Consider the following 21,629-nt stretch of genomic DNA (forward strand, 5'->3'; position numbering starts at 1 on the left):
CCCGTCCTGCTGCCCGCGCTCGCCCTGGCGGTCGTCACCGCGGGCACGAAGATCGCCACCGGGTACTGGGCTGCCCGCCGCGCGGGCATCTCCGCCAAGGGCCGCTGGCGGGCGGGCGGCACGCTGGTCGCCCGCGGCGAGTTCTCCATCGTCATCGCAGGCCTCGCCGTCACCGCCGGCATCGAACCCTCGCTGGGCCCGCTGGCTACGGCGTACGTGCTGATCCTGGTGATCGTCGGCCCGCTGAGCGCCCGCTACACCGAGCCGCTGGCCACCCGTCTGACCGGGCGCGGGCGGGACGAGGCCACCCCCGTGGCCGACGCGAACACTACGGCTCCGGAGCCCCACGAGGTGGCGTAGGCCCGCGCCTGCGCCTCACCAGCCCGTCAGGAGCAGGTGGTTGAGGAGCAGGGCCAGGGCGGCCTGCGCGGTGAGCCAGGCGCGGGGCCGGGGGAGGAACGCGCACGCGGGCAGCAGCCACATCGCGAACGGCAGCCAGATGCGCTCCGTCTCCGCCTTGCTCATACCGGAGAGATCCGCGACGAGCAGGGCGAGCAGCGCGGCGAACACCAGCAGGGCGAGCCGGAGTCGGGGCGCTGCGGTCCGCAAACCACCCCGCAGTTCCGGGAGGTGGGTGCCAGCCCGCCGCAGACCCGCCACCGTCGCCGGGCCCACGAGCAGTACGGTGCAGGCCAGATTCGCCCACACCCAGTAGCCGTACGGCCGGATCCCGCCGACGCCTTCGTAGTAGCGGGTGATCAACAGGCGGTACGCCTCCCACCAGTTGAAGCCGAGCAGCGTGAACACCACTGGTACGACAGCGAGTCCGGCGACGACGTACGGGAGCGGACGGAGCCGCCGCTGCCCGAGCAGCAGCGCGGCGCCCGCGATCACCGCGAACAGCGTGAGCCCGTACGAGAGATACGCGGTGAGGCCGAGGAACAGCCCGGCGGCGAGACCGGTCGAGCGCGGCCGGTGTCCGGTGACCGCGAGGGCGAGGAACGCGACGGACCAGGCGGCGACCGCCGCGAAGTAGCCGTCCGCCGAGGTGCCCACCCACACGGCGGCCGGGGCGAGGACGAGGAACGGGGCGGCGCGGCGCGCGAGTTGCTCACCGGCAAGAGCGCGCACGGCGACGAGGACCGCCGCACCCGCCGTCGCCCCGACGGTGATGCACCAGACGCCCGCCCAGGCCCCGCCGCCCAGTCCGATCCGGTCCAGGAGGACGAAGGTGACGGTGGCCGCGGGGGGATGCCCGGCGATGTGCGCGGGCCAGGGGGCGGGGGAGTGGCTGAGGATGTGGTGGGTGAAGTCCCGCAGGGTGGCGGGGATGTCGTGGAAGCGGCCGATGACCGTCAGGTATTCGTTCGTGGTCGTCAGCCGTCCCGCGATGCCCCGCTGCCAGCCGTCGACCAGGGCCAGCGAGAACGTCCACGCCGTGGCGGTGCCCCAGGCGGTCAACAGCAGGGCACGCCAGGGAAGTTGGGCGGCGAGGACTGGGCCGTACGCGATGACGGCTGCCGCGACCGCGATCGCTGCCGGGGTGCCGGGGCCGACGTGCGGCTCCCACTGGGCGAAAACGGGCGGCCAGGCGACGAAGAGCGAATGGTGGCGGTGCTGGATCGCCGTACCGACCAGCACCGCCACCAGGACGAGCAGCGCGGCGGCCAGGGCGGCCGACAGATCGCGGACGCGGTCGCGCGGGCGGTCGCCCGGAGTGTCATGGGGACGGTCGGCGGGGCGGGCGCCGTGGTGGCGCTCGCTGTCGACGAGAAGATCGCGGTTCACATCGCCACGCTAGGTCGGGGTGTGCCCGGCGGAGCCGCCGCCGAGGCAGACGTCAGGGTTTCGTCATGGTTTGCGAACCCGTTCGGGGGGTGTCCCCGGCCTACGGTCGGGGCATGCCACGCTCCCCCTCCTCGCCCGCCTTCTGGCGCAGCCCGCTGCGCGGCCCCTGGTTCACCTCCGTGCTGGGCGTCGTACTGCTCGTCGGGATCACCGTGCTGTTCGTGACGGGTCTGCTGTCGTACGCCGCCTACAACCCGGACCTCTCGCCGGTGAACGACCAGACCCCGGACAAGGGCCTCCTGGGCTTCTATCTCTTCGCCTGGCCGACCGACCCGTCCTGGCTGTACCGCCTGACCCAGGGCGCACACGTCACCCTCGGCATCGCGCTGATCCCCGTACTGCTGGCGAAGCTGTGGTCGGTCGTCCCGAAGCTGTTCGCCCTGCCGCCGGCCCGCTCCCTCACCCACGCGCTGGAACGGCTCTCGCTGCTGCTCCTCGTGGGCGGCGGCCTGTTCGAGTTCACCACGGGCGTCCTCAACGTCCAGCTCGACTACGTCTTCCCCGGCTCCTTCTACCCCCTGCACTTCTACGGCGCCTGGGTCTTCTTCGCCGCCTTCCTCGCGCACGCCGTCCTGAAGACACCGGCGGCTCTGCGCAACCTGCGCCATGGACTCCCTGACAGGAAAGGGGAGTTGGTGTCGCCCAACCCCGCCGAACCCACCGTCTCCCGACGCGGCGCCCTCGGTGTGGTCGGCGGCGGATCGCTGCTGCTGTTCGGCACGACAGTGGGCCGGGGCTTCGACGGACCACTGCGGGAGACGGCCGTACTCGCACCCCACGGCGGCCCCGAACCGGGCTCGGGACCCGGCGCCTTCCAGATCAACAAGACGGCGGCGGCGGTCGGGATCGACGCCAGGGAGACGTCCGAGGACGCCTGGCGACTGGTGGTCGAGGGCAACGGCCGCACCGTCCGGCTGGACCGGGCCGCGCTGCTCCAACTCCCTCTGCACAGCGCCGCGTTGCCCATCGCCTGCGTGGAGGGCTGGTCGACCTCCGACCAGTGGTGGCGAGGCGTAAGGCTGCGGGATCTCGCGGCACTCGTCGGCTACGAGGCGGACACGGCACCCGACGTCCTGGTGGAGTCCCTGCAACGGCACGGGGCGTTCCGCCGGTCCGCCCTGCGCGACAACCAGGTCCGCGACCCGCGCTCGCTGCTCGCGCTGTTCGTCAACGGCGCGGACCTCACCCCCGATCACGGCTACCCCGCCCGTGTGATCGTCCCCGCGGCACCCGGCGTGCTCAACACCAAATGGGTGGCCCGTATGACCTTCGGAGACCTGTGATGCGCGTACCGTTCCGGCGGCCGGCCCTCGGCAGCCCACTCCAACTCCTGCTGCTGGCCTGCTCGTTCGCGCTCGCCGGATACGCGGGGGTACGGCTGCTCGCGGACGACTGGTTCGGGGTGGCGCTGTGGTTGGTGGGCGCGGCGGTGCTGCACGACCTGGTCCTGGTGCCGTTGTACGCGGGCGCGGACCGGGCGCTCGCACGGGTGCTGGGCACCGCAGGACACCTGGAGTGGACGGGCTACGTCCGAGTCCCGGTCCTGCTCTCCGGCCTCTTGCTGCTGGTGTGGTTCCCGCTGATCAGCGGGCAGGTCGCGGACCGCTACAGGTCCGCCACCGCGCTCTCCGGCGACGGGTTCCTCTCCCGCTGGCTGCTGGTCACGGCGGCCCTGTTCGGCGGCTCGGCCGTGTTGCTCGTCCTCCGGTCGCTGCGGTTGCGCAGGGCGAGGAAGCAGCGGCCGTCGGCCGTCCACTGACCCTCCGTGCGCCACCCCGCCCAGCCGGCGTGGCGCAACAGGGCCGGGGTCCCCAAGCGGGCCCACGGGAAGGACGTACCGGAGGCTCCACGGCCGTCGGCGACACGGACCCGCACTCGTTCGTCGACGTCGACCGGAGCGGTCTCCGCGACCAACAACCCTCCAGGGGCGAGGAGTTGGGACATTCGCCGCAGCAGGGCGTGCGGGTCGCCGCCGATGCCGACGTTGCCGTCGATGAGGAGGGCGGTGTCCCAGCGGCCCTCGCCGGGGACGGGTTCGAAGACGGACCGGCGCAGGGCCTGCCCGCCGAGCCGGACGGTGTGCGCGACGGCGGCCTCACTGACGTCGATGCCCAGCACCGGCCGCCCCTGCGCGGCGAGTTCCGCGACGAGCCGCCCGGGCCCGCATCCCACGTCGAGCACGGCCCCCTCGCAGCGGCGCAGCACCTCCCGGTCCGCCGCGTCGGCCTCCGCGCACCAGCGCTCCACCTCGAGGGGCAGCAGCCAGCCGTCGGTACGGCGGAGGAAGAGCGGGCCGCGACCGGCGCGCAGGGCGTCGGTGTACGGGTCGGCGGACCAGGGGCGAGCGGGGGAGTCCGACGGCGGGCAGTCGATGAGGGCAGTCACCGGGCGCGTGCCCTCGCCGGTCGGCACCGGACGCGCCGCACTCACCTGCCGACTCCCGTCCTCAGTCGCGCCAATTCCTTCGCGAACCGCCCCTCCGGCGCCTCGGCGGCGACCAGTTCGGCGTCGTACGCCGTGTCGACGTCCCGCAGGGGCGGGAGGTCGCGGACGCGCAGGCCCGCGGCGGTGAGCCGGGCGCGCTGGACGGCGCCGGTGGTCGGCGTCGACATCGGTACGCCGAGCAGGAGCGCCGGGTTCGCGTCGGCGAGGCCGAGCGCCCAGAAGCCGCCGTCCTCAGCTGGCCCGAAATACGCGTCGCAGTCGGTGAAGTCGACGTTCAGGAGCGCGGGCGTCACCTGGGGCGTGTCCATGCCGATCAGCAGCGCGGGCCCGTCACAGCCCGCGAAGGCGGCGGCGAGCCGTTCGTCGAGCCCTCCGCCGCACTGCGGTACGACGTCGAAGCCGGGCGGCAGCCAGGGGCCCGGAGCTCCGTCGAGCACCAGTACCCGACGGCGCGCGGGCGTCGCCAGCAGCACGTGCAGGGTGTCGACGAGCGAGGCCTCGGCGAGCGCGGCGGCCTCCTCGGGCGTGAACGGCGGAGTCAGCCGGGTCTTCACCCGTCCCGGGCGCGGTTCCTTGCAGATGACGAGAAGGGTGGTCACCGGGAATGGGCTCCTTGAGGTGAGGGGGCGGCTGTCGGGGGTTCGGCCAGCACCCGGCGCATGTCCCGTACCGCCTGCCAGGTGCCGCGCCAGGTCCCGGTGACCTTGGAGGCGCCGGTACGCGGCAGATACGGCACGTCGTGCTCGGCGACGCGCAGACCCGCGTCGGCGGCCCGCACCACCATCTGGAGCGGATAGCCGCTGCGCCGGTCCGTGAGGCCGAGCGCGAGCAGCTCCGCGCGGCGGGCGGCCCGCAGCGGGCCGAGGTCGTGCAGCCGCAGCCCGGTGCGGCGGCGCAGCATCCGGGCCAGCGCGAGATTGCCCGCCCGGGCGTGCGCGGGCCAGGCCCCGCGCCCCTGTGGCAGGCGCCGTCCGAGCACGAGATCTGCCTCGCCCTCGCGCACCTCGCGGACGAAGTCCACCAGCAGGGACGGGTCGAGCGAGGCGTCGCAGTCGCAGAAGCACACGATGTCCGCGGTGGCGGCCAGCAGCCCGGCATGGCAGGCGGCGCCGAACCCGCGGCGCTCCTCGCGCACGACGGTGGCGCCGAGGCTGTGGGCGAGTGCCGCGGAACCGTCCGTGGACCCGTTGTCCACGACCAGCGCGCGCCAGCCCCGCGGAATGCGGGCCAGCACCCAGGGCAGGGCCTCGGCCTCGTCGAGACAGGGGAGGACCACGTCGACGGGCGCCGGGTCCGGATCTGGTGGGGGAGGTGTCGTCACGGCTTTCACCCTACGAGCGCGAATCCGGCATACCGGACTTCGGTTCCTTACGAAACACGGACGTCGGGCCAGCGGATCCGGAAGGCGGGCGCGGCCGGTGGGACCCTTGATGACATGCAGCAGCCGTACGAATCCCCAGGTGCCGTGCCCGTCGAGAGCGGGCCCGCCCACCCGACGCGCGTCCTCGTGGTCGACGACGACCCGACCGTCGCCGAGGTCGTCTCCGGATACCTCGACCGAGCCGGATACGTCGTGGACCGCGCCGAGGACGGGCCGGGCGCGCTCGCCCGGGCCGCCGCGCACTGGCCGGACCTGGTGGTCCTCGACCTGATGCTGCCGGGCATGGACGGACTGGAGGTGTGCCGCCGACTGCGCGGCCACGGACCCGTGCCGGTCATCATGCTGACCGCGCGCGGAGACGAGGACGACCGGATCCTCGGTCTGGAGGTCGGCGCCGACGACTACGTCACCAAGCCGTTCAGCCCACGCGAACTCGTCCTCCGCGTGGAGTCCGTGCTGCGCCGCAGCGGCCCCCCGGCCGTGACCCGCCCGCTGCGCTCGGCCGGACTCACCGCCGACCCCGCCGCCCGCCGCGCCACCAAGAACGGCACCGAACTCGCCCTCACCCTGCGGGAGTTCGACCTCCTCGCGTTCTTCCTACGGCATCCCGGGCGGGCCTTCAGCCGGGAGGATCTGATGCGGGAGGTGTGGGGCTGGGACTTCGGCGACCTGTCGACCGTCACCGTGCACGTACGACGGCTGCGCGGCAAGGTCGAGGACGATCCCGCCAGACCTCGCCTGATCCAGACGGTGTGGGGCGTCGGCTACCGCTTCGAACCGGCACGCACCGGCACCGTCGAGGAGGGTTGATCATGCGCGACATGCTGCTCATCGCCCTGTTCGCCTTTCTGGGCGCCGCCGGGGCCGGGGTGCTCGGCGCGGGCGCGCTGTGGCTGCTGCGCCGGCGGTCGCTCACCGCGTCCGTGTCCGTGGTCGCCGCGGTCGCGGTGACGGCGATGTTCGCGGGCACACTGGCGGTGGCGCAGGCGATGTTCCTGTCCTCGCACGACCTGTCCGTCGTCACCACCGTCGTCGCCATGGCGGCCGTGGTCTCCCTCGTCACCGCGCTGCTGCTCGGCCGCTGGGTCGTCGCCCGCAGCCGCGAACTCGCCCGCGCCGCGCGGGACTTCGGCGACGGCGGCGACTTCTCGGCCCCTGTGGGCCCTGCGACGGCCGAACTGGCCGATCTGAGCCGGGAGTTGGCCACGACCAGCGCCAAGCTCGCCGAATCCCGCGACCGCGAACGCGCGTTGGAGTCCTCGCGCCGCGAACTCGTCGCCTGGATCTCCCACGACCTGCGCACCCCGCTCGCCGGTCTGCGCGCGATGTCCGAGGCCCTGGAGGACGGGGTCGCCGCCGACCCCGACCGCTATCTCCGCCAGATCCGAACCGAGGTCGAACGCCTCAACGACATGGTCGGCGACCTCTTCGAACTCTCCCGCATACACGCCGGGACCCTCACGCTCTCCCCGTCCCGCATGTCGCTCTACGACCTGATCGGCGACGCCCTCGCCGGCGCGGACCCCCTTGCCCGCGAGCACGGGGTGCGGCTGGTCGGCGACCGGATCGTGTCGGTGCCGGTCGAGGTGGACGGCCGCGAGATGAGCCGGGTCCTGGGGAACCTGCTGGTCAACGCGATCCGCCGGACACCGGCCGACGGCACGGTCGCGGTCGCCGCCGAGCGGTCCGCCGAGGGCGTGGTCCTGTCCGTGACGGACGGCTGCGGCGGAATCCCGGAGGAGGACCTGCCGCGCGTCTTCGACACGGGCTGGCGCGGCACCCACGCGCGGACACCCCCGGCCGGGGCCGGCCTGGGCCTGGCGATCGTGCGCGGCATCGTCGAGGCCCACCAGGGCCGGGCCGCCGTACGGAACGTCTCCGGCGGCTGCCGCTTCGAGGTGACCCTGCCGATGGCCGAGGGGTGACCACAGAGGGCGCCCTCGGCCGCCCGGTCGGGCCGGGGGACAGCGCCGGGTCGGGCCGGGGGCAGGCGTTGGATCGGACCGAGGGACGGCCGCTGGGCCGGGCTGAGGGGGCAGCCGTCCGGCAGGGCCGTGAGTGACGGTCGCCGGGCAGGGCCGGGGGCAGGCGTTGGATCGGACCGAGGGACAGTCGCTGGGCCGGGCTGAGGGGGCAGCCGTCCGGCAGGGCCGTGAGCGACAGTCGCCAGGCAGGGCCGAGGGGCGGCCGCCTGGGCGGCGATCGCAGGAGGCGTCCCGGCCGCCCAGTTGCTACCGCTCCCCGCGCAGCTTCGCCACCGCGAACTCCCGCATCCCCTCCGGGAACGGGACCTCCGCCTTCCAGCCCAGCTCGGCCCGCAGCCGTGCGGAGTCCGCCGTGATGTGGCGGACATCGCCGAGCCGGTACTCCCCGGTCACCACGGGCTCGGGCCCGCCGTACGCGGCGGCCAGCGTCCGCGCCATCTGGCCGACCGTGTGCGGGTCCCCGCTGCCGGTGTTGTACGCGGTCAGCGCCCCCTCCCGGGGCTCGGCCTCCAGCGCCGCCACATTCGCCGTCGCCACGTCCCGTACGTGCACGAAGTCCCGACGCTGGCCGCCGTCCTCGAAGACCCGAGGGGCTTCACCACGGGCGAGCGAGGACCGGAAGAAGGAGGCGACCCCGGCGTACGGGGTGTCGCGCGGCATCCTGGGGCCGTACACGTTGTGGTAGCGCAGTGAGACGGCCGAACCACCCGTGGCACGCGCCCAGTTCGCCGCCAGATGTTCCTGGGTCAGCTTGGTCGTCGCGTACACATTGCGGGGGTCGACCGGCGCGTCCTCACCCACCAGCCCCGGCGTCAACTCCTCGCCGCAGCGCGGACATCGGGGCTCGAAGCGTCCCGCGTCCAGATCGGTCACGGCCCGGGGCCCCGGCCGCACGGGCCCGTGCCACTCGCAGGCGTAGGAGCCCTCGCCGTAGACGACCATCGACCCCGCGAGCACCAGCCGGCGCACCCCCGCGTCGGCCATGGCGGCGAGCAGCACCGCCGTACCGAGGTCGTTGTGCGAGACATAGTCGGGCGCGTCACCGAATCCTGTACCCAGTCCGACCATCGCCGCCTGATGGCATACGGCGTCCACGCCCCGCAGCGCGAGCGCGACCGCCTCGCCGTCGCGCACGTCCGGCCCGTCGCGCAGATCGAACACCACCGCCTCGTGCCCGCGCGCGGTCAACGCCTCGACGACATGGGACCCGATGAACCCGGCACCGCCGGTGACCAGTACTCGCATGGGGCAGACGCTAGGACCGCGGACCCGGCGCACGGCAGTGTCACGGCCGTGGTGTCACCGGTCCGTAAGACCTGCTCACGGGGTTCGGGTGAGGCCCGCCCGCTGCGCGATCAGGGCGGCCTGCACCCGGTTGTCGAGGCCGAGGCGGGTGAGAATGCGGTTGACGCGGCTCTTCACGTTCGCCTCGCTGAGCCCGAGCTCCGAGGCGATCCGGGCGTTGGACAGGCCGCGCGCGACCAGGACGAGAACCTGCAACTCGCGCTCGGTGAGCAGTTCCGTCAGCTTCCGCTCGTCCGGTGTCGGTGGGTCGGCGCGGAGCGAGTTGGGCAGCCCGGTCACTGTGTCGATGAGCCGGCGGGTGACGCTCGGCGCGAGCACGGGCTCTCCGCCGACCGCCGCGCGGAGGGCGCGGGCGAGGTCGTCGGGGTGGCTGTTCTTCAGCAGGAAGCCGTCGGCGCCCGCGCGAAGGGCCGCGTGCACGTACTCGTCCAGGTCGAACGTGGTGAGGACGACGACCCGCGGCGCCGGGCCCGGCCCGGGCCAGTCGCCGACGATGCGCCGGGTGGCCTCGACGCCGTTCGTGCCGGGCATGCGGACGTCCATCAGCACGACGTCGGGCCGGAGTTCGACCGCCAGGGCCACGGCCTGCTCCCCGTCCGCGGCTTCGCCGACGACCGTCAGACCCTCCCGGCGGTCGATGACCAGCCGCAGCGCGGTGCGGACGATCTCCTGGTCGTCGACGACGAGCACACGTACGTTCATCCGGCCGCCTCCGCGGGTCGTGCCGTCGCCCCGCACAGAACGGCGCGCAGCCCCCAGCCGCCGTCCGCGCGCGGCCCCGCCGCCAGTTCACCGTCGAACGCCGCCACGCGTTCCCGCATGCCGATGAGCCCCCGGCCCGATCCGCTGACGGACCGGTGGCCGGGCGCGGCCGGGTCGTTGCGCACCTCGATGACCAGGCCGCTGTCGTCGCCGCGCACGCTGACCAGCACCTCCACGGGCCCCGCGTGCTTGACCACGTTCGTCAGCGCCTCCTGGACGATCCGGTACGCCGAGACTCGCATCCCAGCGGACGGCGCGGTCCCCGCCCGGATCTCCGGCGCGTATGTCACGCGGCACCCCGCCGACCTGGCGGCGTCGATGAGCGTGTCGAGGTGGTCGAGGGACGGTTCGGGAGCGAGTTCCCGCTCCCGGAACGACAGCAGCCCGAGCAGGCGCCGCATCTCGACGAGCGCGGTGTCGGCGGTCACGGCGATCAGCTCCACCCCCTGAGCAGCGAGGGGCGGATCGTCGTCCATGACGTCCTGCGCTGCACGTGCCTGTACCGCGATGGCGCTGACGTGGTGGGCGACGACATCGTGCAGATCGCGGGCGATACGGGCCCGCTCGGCGATCGCCGCCTGCCGGGCGTTGAGCTCCTGCTCGGCCCGCAGCCGCCGGTTGAGGTCGCGCAGCCGGTCGGCGTCGGCCCCGGTCCTGCGCCTGCCGTGCCCCAGGATCCAGGCGAGGGTGAAGAAGAAGACGAACGTCGTGGCGCTGATCGGCTCCAGCGACCCGAGACGCGGTGTCTGCCAGTGCCCGCTGAGAGCGTCGGCGGCCATGGCGGCGCCCAGGCACAGCAGGGTTCCCGGCAGACTGGCCGCGACCGGCTCGTACCGGGCGAGGGCGTACACACCGATCATCAGCAGGAACGGTCCGGGGATCTTCCCCGGGATCGGGCCGAGCACCTGGAACGCGACGTAGAGGACGGTCATCGCGGCCAGCACGGTACGAGGACGGGTCCGCCGCCACAGCAGCGGGACGGTCTGCGCTCCCCACAGGGCCACGGCCCAGCCGGCCGGAGCGGGGCTGCGGCCGAGCACCGTGGCCATGTCGAACAAGGTCAGACCGCCGCCGAGCGCGACATCCGTCAGTCGCGGCCGGGCGGCGAACCAGCGCTGTGCGGCCCGTGGCAGGGCCCTTGTCTCCATGACCATCTCAGTTCATCAGGCTAGGGCAGCGGCAGTTCGGCCGGATCCTCCGCCGGGCGCGCATCGATGGTTGCGCGGTCCCGCCGGAGATCGCCGCGGAGACGGAGGCGCCAGGGCCTACCGCCCTCCTAGCGTCGTTCCCCATGACGAACCTCCCTACAGAGCAGACACGGCCTTCTCCGGCTACGGCCGCTGTGACCAAGTCCCTTGACAGGAAAGGGAGTTCACGGCCCGCCGTGAGGTGGGCCCTGCTCCTGCTCGGCACCGGGACGACGCTGTTCGCGGTGGGCGGCCGTTGGGACGTCCCGGCCGCCGCCTGGATCTCCCTGGTGCTCCTGCTGCGCTTCATGCGACTCGGCCGCGCGTGGTCCGGGGCCCTCTGGATCTGGGCCGCGCACGCGGTGGCCGCCGTCTTCTGGGTCCAGGAGTCGGCGATCGGCTTCGGCCCGGTGGTGGTCGCGGGCGCCGTCGCGCTGGCCGCCCTGCAGACGCTGCCGTTCCTGGCCGACAGACTGCTGACCGGCCGGCTGCGCCCCGGCGTGGCGGCCCTCGCCTTCCCGGCGGCCGTCGCGGCCACCGAGTTCCTGATCACCGTGGTGTCCCCGTTCGGTACTGCCTACGGTTCGCTCGCGGTCACCCAGTACGGCGACCTCCCGCTCCTCCAGATCGTCTCCGTCACCGGCCCGTGGGGGATCGGTTTCCTGATCGCCTACTTCGCCAGTACCGTCAACCGCTTCTGGGAGAAGCCCAGTTGGCGGAGCGGCCTGGTCTATGTGGCCGTACTGCTGACCGTCGTACTCGCCGGCGGCGCCCGTCTCGCCCTCGCCCCCTCCACGGCCCCCACCGTCCGCGTCGCCGGTATCAGCCCCGCCCGGAGCGTCACCGACGCCCAGCGGGCGGTGTTCGCCCGGGTCCCGGACATCGCTGCCGCGCCCGCCGCGTCGGTCGAACCCGCGATGACCGCGGTCGAGAACGACCTGCTGGCCGCCACCCGGCGCGAGGCGGCCGCCGGAGCGAAGATCGTGATCTGGCCCGAAGAGGCCGTCAAGGTCCAGGAGTTGCACGAGCCGGCCGCCGTCGCCGCAGCCCAGGACCGGGCCCGCCGATCCGGCGTCTACCTGGAGATCGGCGTCCGCGTCTACAGCAGGAGCGGACCCGCCCACGACAAGGACGAGGCGCTCCTCATCGACCCGCGCGGGCAGGTGCTGTGGACCTATCAGAAGGCCCACCCCATCCCGGGCTCCGAGAAGTTCACGCCCGGCGACGGCCGCGTGCCCGTCGCCGACACGCCGTACGGCCGGATCGCCGACGTCATCTGCTACGACGCCGACTTCCCCGCGATGATGCGGACCCGCGCCGACATCATGCTCGTCCCCTCCCACGACTGGCGGGAGTACGGAGCCGCACACACCGAGAAGGCGAGCCTGCGGGCCATTGAAGGCGGCTACTCACTGATCCGTCAGGACGCGGAGGGGGTGTCGGCCGCCTACGACGACGAGGGTCATGTCCTCGCCGCCACCGACTACTTCACGACCGAACGCCAGACCATGGTGGCCTACGTGCCCGTCCACGGCGTCACCACGGTCTACGACCGGATCGGCGACACCTTCGCCTGGCTCTGTCTGGCCGGTGTCCTCGCGCTCATCGTCACCGCCCTGGCCCGTCCGAAGTGACGGACCGTCCCCGCCGAAGAAGAAGCTCAGCACGACCGTGACGGTCGAAGCCACGGCGAGCCGCAGCCCCCAAGTGGCGGCGGAACCGTCCACGAGCACGGACGAGACGGCGGGCGCGTCGAGCAGGACACCACTCAGGGGCAGCGAGCCCGCACCGCTCAACAGGTAGACCCACAGCGGGGGTTCGTTGGAGACGACCAGGACCGAGGCGGCGAGGACCACGATCACACTGAGTACGACGGTGAGCGAAGCGATGTCCATGGCCACGAGCATTCCGCCCGGCGGACCGCGAATCGTCGGCGCGACGGAGGATCGGCGTCTCTACCAAAGGGTATAGACACGCCTCCCACTACAACCTTTCGTATCGGGGGTCAGTCCAACTCCCGCCCGGCATCGACCACTTGCCGGGGTCTCTGCCGTACCAGCATGGGGGATGTCATGAGATCTGTCTCCGTCGGGCGACACTTGCGTCGCGGAGCCTGTACCGGAGCCGTGGGGGCGCTGCTCCTCACCGGTCTCGGCAGCGGGGCCGCCTTCGCCGACGACGAGCCACAGACCGACCAGCTGTGGATCCAGGCGCCGTACGACCAGTCGGTCACCGTGGCCCCGGCCGACGGCACAGCGATGTACCGGACGCTGAAGCTCGGGCTGTACCACGACAACGGCAACTTCACGGTGACGGACGGCCGCCTGACCGTCGACGTCTCCGGGCTCGCCGGGGTCGCGGAGGTGGCCTGGCCCGACAACTGCACGCCGAACGGCGCGGGCACCGTCGCGGTGTGCGACACCGGGGACGTGCCCATCAACTGGGGCACGCAGGTGCAGCTCGAGGTGCGGGCCGTCGCGGGCGCCGCTGTGGGAGCGCAGGGCACGATCGCGTACTCGGCCGAGGCCACCGGCGGACCCGACGGCACGCTCACCGCTTCGGAGGGCAACGAGACGCCCGTCACCGTCCGCTCCGGCCCGGACCTCGGCATCGACGCCCCGCAGGACAGGACCGGCGTCGCGGTCGGCACCGACCTCACCGTGCCCTTCGCCGTCACCAACACCGGCAACGAGACCGCCCACGGCTTCACCGTGCAGCTGTACGCGACGTACGGCCTCGACGTCGTCACCCGCTACCCGCAGTGCACCTACACCGAGCCGGACGCCGGCGGCACCTACATGCCCATGACGCACGCGACCTGCGCCTTCGACACCGACATCGCGCCCGGCGCCACCGTCGAACTGCCCGCGCCGCTACGGCTCACCGTCAACGACCGCGCGCTCTTCGAGCGGTTCGACTACGGCATCGAGCCCGTCGACGGCGTCACCGACCTCGACAGCTCGGACAACGGCCGCGCCTGGAACATCGACGCCGACAACACCGCCGACTTCGCCGCGCACGGCACCGAGGTGAGCGGCGCGGCCGGCGACACCGTCACCGCCGCCGTCCGGTTCACCAACGACGGCCCGGCCTGGGTCGCCAACGCCGGCTCCGGCGACCCGGTCGCCGTGGTCGACTTCTATCTCCCGGAGGGCACCACCGCCACGTCCGTGCCCACGAACTGCCACGGCGCCCGGACATCGGGCGACGACCCGGCCATCGCCCACTACGCCTGCTCCCTGCCCATCTGGGTAGGGCCCGGCACGGATGTCAGCTTCCCGTTCCAGCTGCGCGTCGACCGGGTCGTACCCGACGCGACCGGCCGCGTCATCGTCCACCCGCATGCCGACCGGCCCGCGGCCTTCGACCCGGACACCGCGAACAACACGGCCGAGGTGATCGTCAACCCGACCGCCTGACGGCGACGAGGGGGCGCGGCGAAAGCCCGCCCCCTCCTACGTCGACTCCCGCTTCACCAGCTCCGTCGGCAGGATCACCGCCGCCGTGTCCTCGCCCCCGATCTGTGCCAGCAGCACCCGCACCATCTCCGCGCTGATCCGGTCGAACGGCTGCCGCATCGTGGTGAGTTCGGGGCTGGAGGCGAGCGCGGCGGGGGAGTCGTCGAAGCCGCCGACCGCCACGTCCTCCGGCACCCGCCGCCCGGCCCGCTCCAGCGTGGTCAGCACGCCCCGCGCCATCAGGTCGGAGGCGACGAACACGGCGTCCAGGTCCGGGACCTGGGCCAGCAGCCGCTCGGCACCCCGCTCGCCGCTGAGCCGGCTGTAGTCGCCGGAGACGACGAGCCGGTCGTCCACCTCGACGCCCGCCTCGGTGAGCACTTCCTTGTAGCCGGCGAGGCGCTCCACGCCACCTGGCGTGTCCAGCGGCCCGGTGACCATGCCGACGCGGCGGCGGCCCAGGGAGAGCAGATGGCGGGTCATGTCCCGGGCGCCGTCCCGGTCGTCGGCGGCCACATAGCTGATCTTGGAACCCAGCCCGATCGGCTTGCCGCACGCGACCAGCGGCACGCCCGCCTCGCTCAGCTCCTCCGCCACCGGGTTCCCGGAGTGGCTGGACACCAGCAGCACCCCGTCGACGTGCCCGGAGGTGATGTACCGCGTGATGCGCCGCCGCTCGTCCTCGGTGCCGGCCAGCATCAGCAGCAGCGGGATGTCGTGCGCGGCCAGCGCCTGGGTGCAGCCGCGCAGCAGGACGTTGAAGTTCGGGTCCTCGAAGAACTTCTCCTGCGGTTCCGTCAGCAGGAAACCGACCGAGTCCGAGCGCCCGGTGATCAGCGAGCGGGCGTGCCGGTTCACGACGTAACCCGTCCTGCGGATGGCCGCGTTGACGGCCTCCTGCGCGGCCGGGCTCACGTAGTGCCCGCCGTTGAGGACCCGCGACACGGTGCCCCGCGAGACACCCGCCTCGCGTGCCACGTCATGGATCGTCGGCGGCCTGCGCCGACCCCCCGTAGTGCTCATGGTCACGACTCTACGGCTCCCGGGCCCGGAGCCTGAAGCACCACTATGGGAGCGTTCACAGCATTCACGGCAGAGAAACATCAGGGACACTTGTCAGCGGTCACGGACGTGCGGTTATGTTGGGGCAACGCTTCAGGGCGCGCTGTGTGCACGTTCCCAAATGATCGACTACGGGAGAGATCCATGCCGGAGACCACACCCAAGGGGCTCACCAGGCTCGCCTTCGGTGGGGACTACAACCCCGAGCAGTGGCCGGAGAGCGTCTGGCAGGAGGACGTCCGGCTGATGCGGGAGGCCGGCGTCACCATGGTGAGCGTCGGGATCTTCTCCTGGGCCCTGCTGGAACCCGAGCCCGGTGCCTACGACTTCGGCTGGCTCGACCGCCTCCTGGACCTCCTGCACGCCAACGGCATCCGTGCCGACCTCGGCACCCCCACGGTCGCCCCGCCCGCCTGGTTCTACCGCGCCCACCCCGAGGCCCTCCCCGTCACCGCCGACGGCACCCGCTACGAGTTCGGCTCACGCGGCGCGATCTGCCACAGCAACGCCGACTACCGCGCCGCCGCCGCGAACATCACCACGCGGCTCGCCGAGCGCTACGCCACCCACCCCGCCCTCGCGCTGTGGCACGTCTTCAACGAGTACGGCGTCCCCGTCTCCGCCTGCTACTGCGACTCCTGCGCCGCCCACTTCCGCCGCTGGCTGACGACGGCGTACGGAGGCGTCGACGGCGTCAACGAGGCCTGGGGCACCGCCTTCTGGGGCCAGCGTTACGGCGACCTCGGCCAGATCAACCCGCCCCGCCTCACCCCGACCGCCGTCAACCCGGCCCAGGCGCTGGACTACACGCGGTTCGCGGACGCCACCATGCGCGAGAACTTCATCGCGGAACGGGACATCCTGCACCGCCTCGCGCCCGGCATCCCGGTGACCACCAACTTCATGGCCGCCCTCAGCCAGTGCGAGTCCGTCGACTACTGGGCCTGGGGCCGCGAGGTCGACCTCGTCACCAACGACCACTACCTGATCACCGACGGCCGCCGCACCCACGTCAACCTCGCGATGGCTGCCGACCTCACCCGCTCCGTCGCGGGCGGCGCCCCCTGGCTGCTCCTCGAACACTCCACCTCGGGCGTCAACTGGCAGCCCCGCAACCCCGCCAAGGCCCCCGGCCAGATGGCCCGCAACGCCCTGTCCCACGTGGCGCGCGGCTCCGACGGCGCGATGTTCTTCCAGTGGCGCCAGTCCCGGCGCGGCGCCGAGAAGTTCCACTCCGCGATGCTCCCGCACGGCGGCACCGAGACCCGTGTCTGGCGTGAGGTGGTCGAACTCGGCGCGTCCGTCGAGGAGTTGAGCGGAATACGCGGCACCCGTACTCAGGCAGACGTGGCCGTCGTATGGGACTGGCAGTCGTGGTGGGCGCAGAAACTGGAGTGGCGCCCCAGCCAGGACCACGACGCCCGCGAGCGCGCCGACGCCTTCTACGAGGCCCTCTACGACCGCCACCTCACCGTCGACTTCGCCCACCCGGAAGCCGACTTGTCGGCCTATCCCCTTGTCGTCGTACCCGCCCTGTACCTGACGACGGAGGCGGCGGGCCGCAACCTCCAGCGGTACGTCGAGCAGGGCGGCACCCTCGTCGTCTCCTACTTCTCCGGCATCGTCGACGAGCACGACGCCGTCCACGAGGGCGCGTATCCCGGCCCGCTGCGGGACGTACTCGGCCTGACCGTCGAGGAGTTCTCGCCGCTCCTGGCGGGCGAGCGGGTGCGCGTCACCGGCCCGGACGGCTCCGAACTCACCGGCGACGTATGGACCGAGTTCGTGGTCCCGCACGGCGCCGAGACCGTGTGGACGTACGCCGAGGGCCTCACCGCAGACCACCCGGCCGTCACCCGGAACCGCCTCGGCGAGGGCACCGCCTGGTACGTGTCCACGCGTCTCGACGCGCACGGCCTCGACGCCCTGCTCGGCTGGGCCGCCGAGGACGCCCGGATCGCGCCGCGCGCCGAGCTGCCGTACGACGTCGAAGTCGTGCGCAGGGAAGGCGAGCCGGGCAGTTTCCTCTTCGCGATCAACCACAGCGCCTCGGACGTCAAGGTGCCGCTGGGCGCCGACGGCACCGAACTGCTGACCGGCGAGCGGGCCGCGGGCGGTCTCGCGGTTCCCGCCGGAGCCGTGCGGGTCGTGCGACTCGACGGCTGAGCCGACTCCCCTCCGCCCGCGAGAGCCGTGAGCCGCGGGCGGAGGGGGACGTCCGACGCCCGGCGCGCGTGTCTTCTTGTGCGGCTGCGGCCATGTGGGTCCGCCAACTCATGCTCCGGAGGCGGGAGTTCGTTTCCTCTTGTGCGGCTGCGACGCTGTGGTTCGGCCAACGTCGTTTGCGGAAGCCGGAGTTCGTTCCCGGCGGTCTCCGCGCGTCCCGCCCGTTGTCCCATGCCCCAGCGGCGACGGCCGTGCCGAACAGGAACGGTCGGTCCCGGACAAGGGGCACCGAGTCCGGGACGAGGCGGACCGTGCTGCGGGAGAGTGGGAGGGCGCGGCAAGCGGCGCGCAGGACGGAGGGGCACGCCATGCTGAGGACTCCGGCAAGTCAGCGGCGACTGGACATTCTGGAGTGGCTGAGAGATCCGGCCGCCCACTTCCCGGCACATCGGTATCTCGACGAGGTCGGGGTCAGCTCGGAGGCGGTGGCGGCCAAGCTGGGCGTGCCCCGCCAGGTGGCCGAGAACCACCTCGAACTCCTCGCGTCCCTGGGCCTGTTGCGCGCCCGGCGGATCCGGCTGCGGACCTACTACCGGCGCGACGAGGTCCGTATCGCCGAGGTGGCCCGGATGTTCGAGAAGGGCTGGTAGGCCGAGCGCTACACCGTGTCCTGCCCGGCGTCCGCCTCCTCCGGTGTCTCCGGTTCCGTGCGGAACGACGCGTCCGGGTCCCCGAACCGCTCGCACAGCAGCCTGCCCACCAGTGCGCCGCCGTAGAGCACGAAGCCGACGCCGACCAGCCAGGACTCCACCACCAGCACCGTGCCGACCGGGCCGTAGCTGACCGCGTTGGTGACCAGCAGCGGGGTGAACACCAGGTACGAGAACCAGCGCAGACCGACCAGGCCCGCCATCGTGGCGAGCGCGCCCGGCAGCAGATAGCGCCAGTGGACCTGGCGGTTGAGCAGGAAGTGCGGGCCCCACCAGAAGAACAGCAGGCCGGCCGCCATGCTGAGCAGGATCCGGGGCGTGCCCGCGAGGACGTTGCGGGTCTGCACCTGCGCGTACAGATAGCCCATCAGCATGACCAGCCAGATCAGTTGGCGCCAGATGCGGTGCCAGGGCGCGCCGGCCGGGCGCCAGACGTGCTCGTAGCCGCTCTGCACACTCGACGCGAAGGACAGCCCGAACAGCGCGAGCAGCGCCACGCTCCAGGCACTGGTGGTGCCGATGACCTTGCGCGGCGGGGTGAAGACGTCGGTGAGCGCGCGGGCCGAGCGGCCGGACAGGTCCATGCCGTCGACCAGCCACAGCGCGAACCCGCCGTGCCCGATCGGATCGGCCGCGGCCACCACGATCAGCAGCGGCGCCAGCGTGACCAGCGCGAGCGTCGCGAATCCCATGGCCCGGTGCAGCAGCTCCAACTCCCGCCCGCGCCGGTTGAGTTCGGCGAGCCCGAGGCGCTGCCAGGCGGTGCGGACGCGGTTCACCGGGGTGTTCCCGCGCGGCGGGCGGCCGACCACGTCATGAGAGGCCCCCTTCTCACTTCTCGCCTGTCGGCAGCGCGATCCGGGTCACCGGGAATACGCTCGGCAAACGTGCCCGGGTGCCGCGATGACCGGGAAGAACAGCAAGCGTACGCGCGCCGGACCCAACCATGGAGGTGTTCGTGGACCGCCCCGAGGCACTGCTCGCCCGCCGCTACGTCGCGATCGGCGGCGTGGGCCCCGAGGACGTGGTGGCCGACGCCCGCGGCCGGGTGCTGACCGGCGTCGAGGACGGCCGCATCCTCCGCCTCGACGGACTGCTCGACCCCGAGTCGGCGCGGGTCGAGACCCTCGCCGACACCGGCGGACGGCCGCTCGGCCTCGAACTCCTCCCGGACGACGCCCTGTTGGTGGCCGACTCGGAACGCGGGCTGCTGCGCGTCGACCTGGCGGACGGAACCGTGCGCGTCCTCGCCGACTCGGTGGCGGGGGAGCCGCTGGTGGGCTGCAGCAACGTGGTCGCGCTGTCCGACGGCAGCGCGTACTTCACCGTCTTCAGCCTCCGCTACCCGATCGAGCGGTGGATCGGCGACATCGTCGAACACACCGGCACGGGACGGCTGTTGCGCCTCGCACCGGGCGCCGACAGTCCCGAAGTCCTCCTGGACGGACTCCAGTTCGCCAACGGACTCGCCGCGAGCGCCGACGAGTCGTTCCTGGTCGTCGCGGAGACCGGCGCCCGCCGGCTGACCCGCTACCGCCTCACCGGACCGAAGGCGGGCGAGAGTGAGTCCTTCGTCGACGACCTCCCCGGAATGCCCGACAACCTCTGGCGCGCCGGCCCGGACGGACCGATCTGGGTCGCGCTGGCCGGCCCGCGCGTCCCGCCGCTCGAACTCCTCCACCAGGCATCGCCCGCCGTACGGCAGGCCGCGGCCCGGGTCGCCGTGCGCGTGCCCTTCCGCCCCACCGGCATGATCGGAGCCATGGCGTTCGACGACGACGGAGCCGTCGTCCACCACCTCGTGGCGCACGGCTCGCCGTACCGGATGGCCACCAGCGTCTGCGAGGCCGCCGGGCACCTGGTGCTGGGCAGTGTGCGGGAGCGCGGGATCGCGCTGTGCGAGCCGCCCGCCCCGAAATGACCCCGGCAGGTCCCCGGCGTTACCCTGATGCCCGGCCGCGAGCACTGCTCGCGGCGCGGCGGTGGGGCCCGCCGTACCCGAACCGCGGCAGAGGTGCCGCCAACGGTCCCTACTTGTAGAGGCGTGTGCCCCCGGGGCCCCCGACGAGTAGGAGACGTACGGCCATGACAGCTCCCGAGGCCGAGAGCGTCCGCGCCCGACCACGGGCCCCGCGCCCGTCCGTCTGGCGCGGCCAGGGGCCCGTCGTCGCGGTGGTCGCGCTCGGCGGCGCGATCGGGGCCACAGGGCGCTATGCGGCCTCCCTGTGGTGGCCCGCGCAGAGCGGCGGATTTCCCTGGACGACGTTCTGGATCAATGTGGTCGGCTGCGCCGTCATCGGTGTCTTCATGGTGGTGATCACCGATGTGTGGGCCGCCCACAGGCTGGTGCGGCCGTTCTTCGGCACCGGTGTGCTCGGCGGCTTCACGACCTTCTCGACGTACGCCGTCGACATCCAGAAACTGGTCGACGGGGGCCATCCCCGCACCGCGCTGGCCTATCTCGCCGCGACCCTGCTCGCGGCCCTCGCGGCGGTCTGGCTCGCGGTGACGGCGGCCCGGCGCGTCCTGAAGTGGAGGCAGCGATGACCAGGCTGACCGGCAGCGCCCTGCGCGTGACCGTCTTCATCGGCGAGAACGACACCTGGCACCACAAGCCCCTCTACACGGAGATCGTCCACCGCGCGCACACCGCGGGTCTGGCCGGAGCCAGCGTCTTCCGGGGCATCGAGGGCTTCGGCGCCTCCTCCCTGATCCACACCACACGGCTGCTGTCGCTGAGTGAGGACCTGCCGGTGGCGATCGTGATCGTCGACACCGAGGAGCGCGTACGGGACTTCCTGCCGCAGCTCGACGAACTCGTCACCGAGGGACTGGTGATCCTCGACGACTGCGAGGTCATCCGGTACGTGGGCCGAACCGACGAGCCCCGCGAGACCGACGCGAAGGGTAAGAAGTCGTTGTGAACTGGCTGTTGGTCGTCGCGGGAGCCGTCGTAGGCGCCCCGCTCCGCTATCTCACCGACCGCGCGGTGCAGACCAGACACGACTCCGTCTTCCCCTGGGGCACCTTCGCGGTGAACGTCACCGGCTGTCTGATCCTGGGCACCCTGACCGGAGCGGTCTCCGCCGGCGCGGCCGGCTCGCAGCTCCAACTCCTCGTCGGCACAGGCCTTTGCGGGGCCCTGACGACGTACTCGACCTTCTCGTACGAGACACTGCGACTGACCGAGACAGGGGCGGGGCTCTACGCTGCCGCCAACGTCGTCGGCAGCGTGACGGCGGGCCTCGGTGCGGCATTTGTCGGGGTGTCGATCGCGCAGGCCCTGTGGGCGTAAGAAATCGGGCGGATCCCGCGCCTGT

General features: G+C 72.6%; 20 protein-coding genes and 1 pseudogene. 12 read left to right on the top strand and 9 right to left on the bottom strand.

Features of this window, described 5'->3' with window-relative positions:
- Positions 1–360 (top strand): annotated as a pseudogene (locus SSP08S_RS55465) (cation:proton antiporter); the annotation flags it as partial.
- A 15-nt stretch (positions 361–375) separates the two neighbouring features.
- On the opposite strand, the gene SSP08S_RS17530 reads toward SSP08S_RS55465, so the two are convergent.
- Positions 376–1,788 (bottom strand): hypothetical protein, encoded by a 1,413-nt coding sequence (locus tag SSP08S_RS17530; RefSeq protein ID WP_019068910.1) that lies wholly within the window; start codon positions 1,786–1,788, stop codon positions 376–378.
- Positions 1,789–1,901: 113 nt separating this feature from the next.
- Here SSP08S_RS17530 and SSP08S_RS17535 point away from each other — a divergent pair, with 113 nt between their 5' ends.
- Entirely contained in the window at positions 1,902–3,131 is a 1,230-nt protein-coding gene (locus SSP08S_RS17535; protein WP_019068911.1) for a molybdopterin-dependent oxidoreductase, read from the top strand.
- Positions 3,132–3,453: 322 nt separating this feature from the next.
- On the opposite strand, the gene SSP08S_RS17545 is transcribed toward SSP08S_RS17535, so the two are convergent.
- Genes SSP08S_RS17545 through SSP08S_RS17555 form a run of 3 tightly spaced genes read right to left on the bottom strand, consistent with a single transcriptional unit; the run spans position 3,454 to position 5,623 of the window.
- Complete coding sequence (locus SSP08S_RS17545) at positions 3,454–4,278, bottom strand: class I SAM-dependent methyltransferase (RefSeq protein ID WP_019068912.1); 825 nt, start codon at positions 4,276–4,278, stop codon at positions 3,454–3,456.
- Positions 4,275–4,892 (bottom strand): TIGR04282 family arsenosugar biosynthesis glycosyltransferase, encoded by a 618-nt coding sequence (locus SSP08S_RS17550; RefSeq protein WP_019068913.1) that lies wholly within the window; start codon positions 4,890–4,892, stop codon positions 4,275–4,277. Before SSP08S_RS17550 ends, SSP08S_RS17545 begins: the two co-directional genes overlap by 4 nt.
- Positions 4,889–5,623 carry a glycosyltransferase family 2 protein gene (locus SSP08S_RS17555; RefSeq protein WP_051105920.1) on the bottom strand — a complete coding sequence of 245 codons (735 nt, stop codon included), beginning with the start codon at positions 5,621–5,623 and terminating at the stop codon, positions 4,889–4,891. Before SSP08S_RS17555 ends, SSP08S_RS17550 begins: the two co-directional genes overlap by 4 nt.
- Before the next feature lie 105 nt (positions 5,624–5,728).
- Between SSP08S_RS17555 and SSP08S_RS17560 the strand changes: the two genes are divergently transcribed.
- Complete coding sequence (locus SSP08S_RS17560; RefSeq protein ID WP_019068915.1) at positions 5,729–6,484, top strand: response regulator transcription factor; 756 nt, start codon at positions 5,729–5,731, stop codon at positions 6,482–6,484.
- A 2-nt stretch (positions 6,485–6,486) separates the two neighbouring features.
- Positions 6,487–7,599, top strand: a complete 1,113-nt coding sequence (locus tag SSP08S_RS17565; protein WP_019068916.1) for a sensor histidine kinase — start codon at positions 6,487–6,489, stop codon at positions 7,597–7,599.
- A 306-nt stretch (positions 7,600–7,905) separates the two neighbouring features.
- Here the strand turns inward: SSP08S_RS17565 and SSP08S_RS17570 are convergent, their stop codons facing one another.
- The 3 genes from SSP08S_RS17570 to SSP08S_RS55470 form a co-directional block, all read right to left on the bottom strand.
- Positions 7,906–8,904 carry an NAD-dependent epimerase/dehydratase family protein gene (locus tag SSP08S_RS17570; RefSeq protein WP_019068917.1) on the bottom strand — a complete coding sequence of 333 codons (999 nt, stop codon included), beginning with the start codon at positions 8,902–8,904 and terminating at the stop codon, positions 7,906–7,908.
- A gap of 75 nt (positions 8,905–8,979) precedes the next feature.
- On the bottom strand, positions 8,980–9,666 hold the full coding sequence (locus tag SSP08S_RS17575) for a response regulator (RefSeq protein WP_026178585.1): 687 nt from the start codon (positions 9,664–9,666) through the stop codon (positions 8,980–8,982).
- Positions 9,663–10,874 carry a sensor histidine kinase gene (locus SSP08S_RS55470; protein ID WP_102133361.1) on the bottom strand — a complete coding sequence of 404 codons (1,212 nt, stop codon included), beginning with the start codon at positions 10,872–10,874 and terminating at the stop codon, positions 9,663–9,665. The genes SSP08S_RS17575 and SSP08S_RS55470 overlap by 4 nt, the downstream gene beginning before the upstream one ends.
- 236 nt (positions 10,875–11,110) lie before the next feature.
- Here SSP08S_RS55470 and SSP08S_RS17585 point away from each other — a divergent pair, with 236 nt between their 5' ends.
- Positions 11,111–12,547: a nitrilase-related carbon-nitrogen hydrolase gene (locus SSP08S_RS17585; RefSeq protein ID WP_019068920.1), complete on the top strand. Its 1,437-nt coding sequence runs from the start codon at positions 11,111–11,113 to the stop codon at positions 12,545–12,547.
- Between the two features lie 438 nt (positions 12,548–12,985).
- Positions 12,986–14,332, top strand: a complete 1,347-nt coding sequence (locus SSP08S_RS17590) for a COG1361 family protein (protein ID WP_043259522.1) — start codon at positions 12,986–12,988, stop codon at positions 14,330–14,332.
- 36 nt (positions 14,333–14,368) lie between these two features.
- On the opposite strand, the gene SSP08S_RS17595 is transcribed toward SSP08S_RS17590, so the two are convergent.
- A complete protein-coding gene (locus tag SSP08S_RS17595) occupies positions 14,369–15,400 on the bottom strand; it encodes a LacI family DNA-binding transcriptional regulator (RefSeq protein ID WP_026178588.1) in 1,032 nt (343 codons plus the stop codon).
- A gap of 177 nt (positions 15,401–15,577) precedes the next feature.
- Between SSP08S_RS17595 and SSP08S_RS17600 the strand changes: the two genes are divergently transcribed.
- Entirely contained in the window at positions 15,578–17,599 is a 2,022-nt protein-coding gene (locus SSP08S_RS17600; RefSeq protein WP_019068923.1) for a beta-galactosidase, read from the top strand.
- A gap of 368 nt (positions 17,600–17,967) precedes the next feature.
- Positions 17,968–18,249, top strand: a complete 282-nt coding sequence (locus SSP08S_RS17605) for a helix-turn-helix domain-containing protein (RefSeq protein WP_019068924.1) — start codon at positions 17,968–17,970, stop codon at positions 18,247–18,249.
- Positions 18,250–18,257: 8 nt separating this feature from the next.
- Here SSP08S_RS17605 and SSP08S_RS17610 read toward each other — a convergent pair whose 3' ends face one another.
- Positions 18,258–19,088: a hypothetical protein gene (locus SSP08S_RS17610; protein WP_019068925.1), complete on the bottom strand. Its 831-nt coding sequence runs from the start codon at positions 19,086–19,088 to the stop codon at positions 18,258–18,260.
- A gap of 179 nt (positions 19,089–19,267) precedes the next feature.
- On the opposite strand from SSP08S_RS17610, the gene SSP08S_RS17615 reads away from it, so the two are divergent.
- The 4 genes from SSP08S_RS17615 (at position 19,268) to crcB (SSP08S_RS17630) (ending at position 21,604) form a co-directional block, all read left to right on the top strand.
- A complete protein-coding gene (locus SSP08S_RS17615) occupies positions 19,268–20,230 on the top strand; it encodes an SMP-30/gluconolactonase/LRE family protein (RefSeq protein WP_026178589.1) in 963 nt (320 codons plus the stop codon).
- Positions 20,231–20,394: 164 nt separating this feature from the next.
- Positions 20,395–20,856, top strand: a complete 462-nt coding sequence (crcB, locus tag SSP08S_RS17620; protein WP_019068927.1) for a fluoride efflux transporter CrcB — start codon at positions 20,395–20,397, stop codon at positions 20,854–20,856.
- Positions 20,853–21,233, top strand: coding sequence for a DUF190 domain-containing protein (locus tag SSP08S_RS17625; protein WP_019068928.1), 381 nt, complete (start codon positions 20,853–20,855; stop codon positions 21,231–21,233). Before crcB (SSP08S_RS17620) ends, SSP08S_RS17625 begins: the two co-directional genes overlap by 4 nt.
- Positions 21,230–21,604 carry a fluoride efflux transporter CrcB gene (gene crcB, locus SSP08S_RS17630; protein ID WP_019068929.1) on the top strand — a complete coding sequence of 125 codons (375 nt, stop codon included), beginning with the start codon at positions 21,230–21,232 and terminating at the stop codon, positions 21,602–21,604. The genes SSP08S_RS17625 and crcB (SSP08S_RS17630) overlap by 4 nt, the downstream gene beginning before the upstream one ends.
- Positions 21,605–21,629 lie beyond the last annotated feature (25 nt).

The sequence above is a fragment of the Streptomyces hokutonensis genome (assembly GCF_000376565.1).
GTDB classification, from domain to species: Bacteria; Actinomycetota; Actinomycetes; order Streptomycetales; family Streptomycetaceae; genus Streptomyces; species Streptomyces hokutonensis.

What these genes read in the sequence shown, in the direction of transcription:
- SSP08S_RS17575 (WP_026178585.1), bottom strand. Translation starts at nt 9,666, where the DNA reads ATGAACGTACGTGTGCTCGTCGTCGACGACCAGGAGATCGTCCGCACC.
- SSP08S_RS17535 (WP_019068911.1), top strand. Translation starts at nt 1,902, where the DNA reads ATGCCACGCTCCCCCTCCTCGCCCGCCTTCTGGCGCAGCCCGCTGCGC.
- SSP08S_RS17565 (WP_019068916.1), top strand. Translation starts at nt 6,487, where the DNA reads ATGCGCGACATGCTGCTCATCGCCCTGTTCGCCTTTCTGGGCGCCGCC.
- crcB (WP_019068927.1), top strand. Translation starts at nt 20,395, where the DNA reads ATGACAGCTCCCGAGGCCGAGAGCGTCCGCGCCCGACCACGGGCCCCG.
- SSP08S_RS17625 (WP_019068928.1), top strand. Translation starts at nt 20,853, where the DNA reads ATGACCAGGCTGACCGGCAGCGCCCTGCGCGTGACCGTCTTCATCGGC.
- SSP08S_RS17560 (WP_019068915.1), top strand. Translation starts at nt 5,729, where the DNA reads ATGCAGCAGCCGTACGAATCCCCAGGTGCCGTGCCCGTCGAGAGCGGG.
- SSP08S_RS17590 (WP_043259522.1), top strand. Translation starts at nt 12,986, where the DNA reads ATGAGATCTGTCTCCGTCGGGCGACACTTGCGTCGCGGAGCCTGTACC.
- SSP08S_RS17600 (WP_019068923.1), top strand. Translation starts at nt 15,578, where the DNA reads ATGCCGGAGACCACACCCAAGGGGCTCACCAGGCTCGCCTTCGGTGGG.
- SSP08S_RS17570 (WP_019068917.1), bottom strand. Translation starts at nt 8,904, where the DNA reads ATGCGAGTACTGGTCACCGGCGGTGCCGGGTTCATCGGGTCCCATGTC.
- SSP08S_RS17605 (WP_019068924.1), top strand. Translation starts at nt 17,968, where the DNA reads ATGCTGAGGACTCCGGCAAGTCAGCGGCGACTGGACATTCTGGAGTGG.
- SSP08S_RS55470 (WP_102133361.1), bottom strand. Translation starts at nt 10,874, where the DNA reads ATGGAGACAAGGGCCCTGCCACGGGCCGCACAGCGCTGGTTCGCCGCC.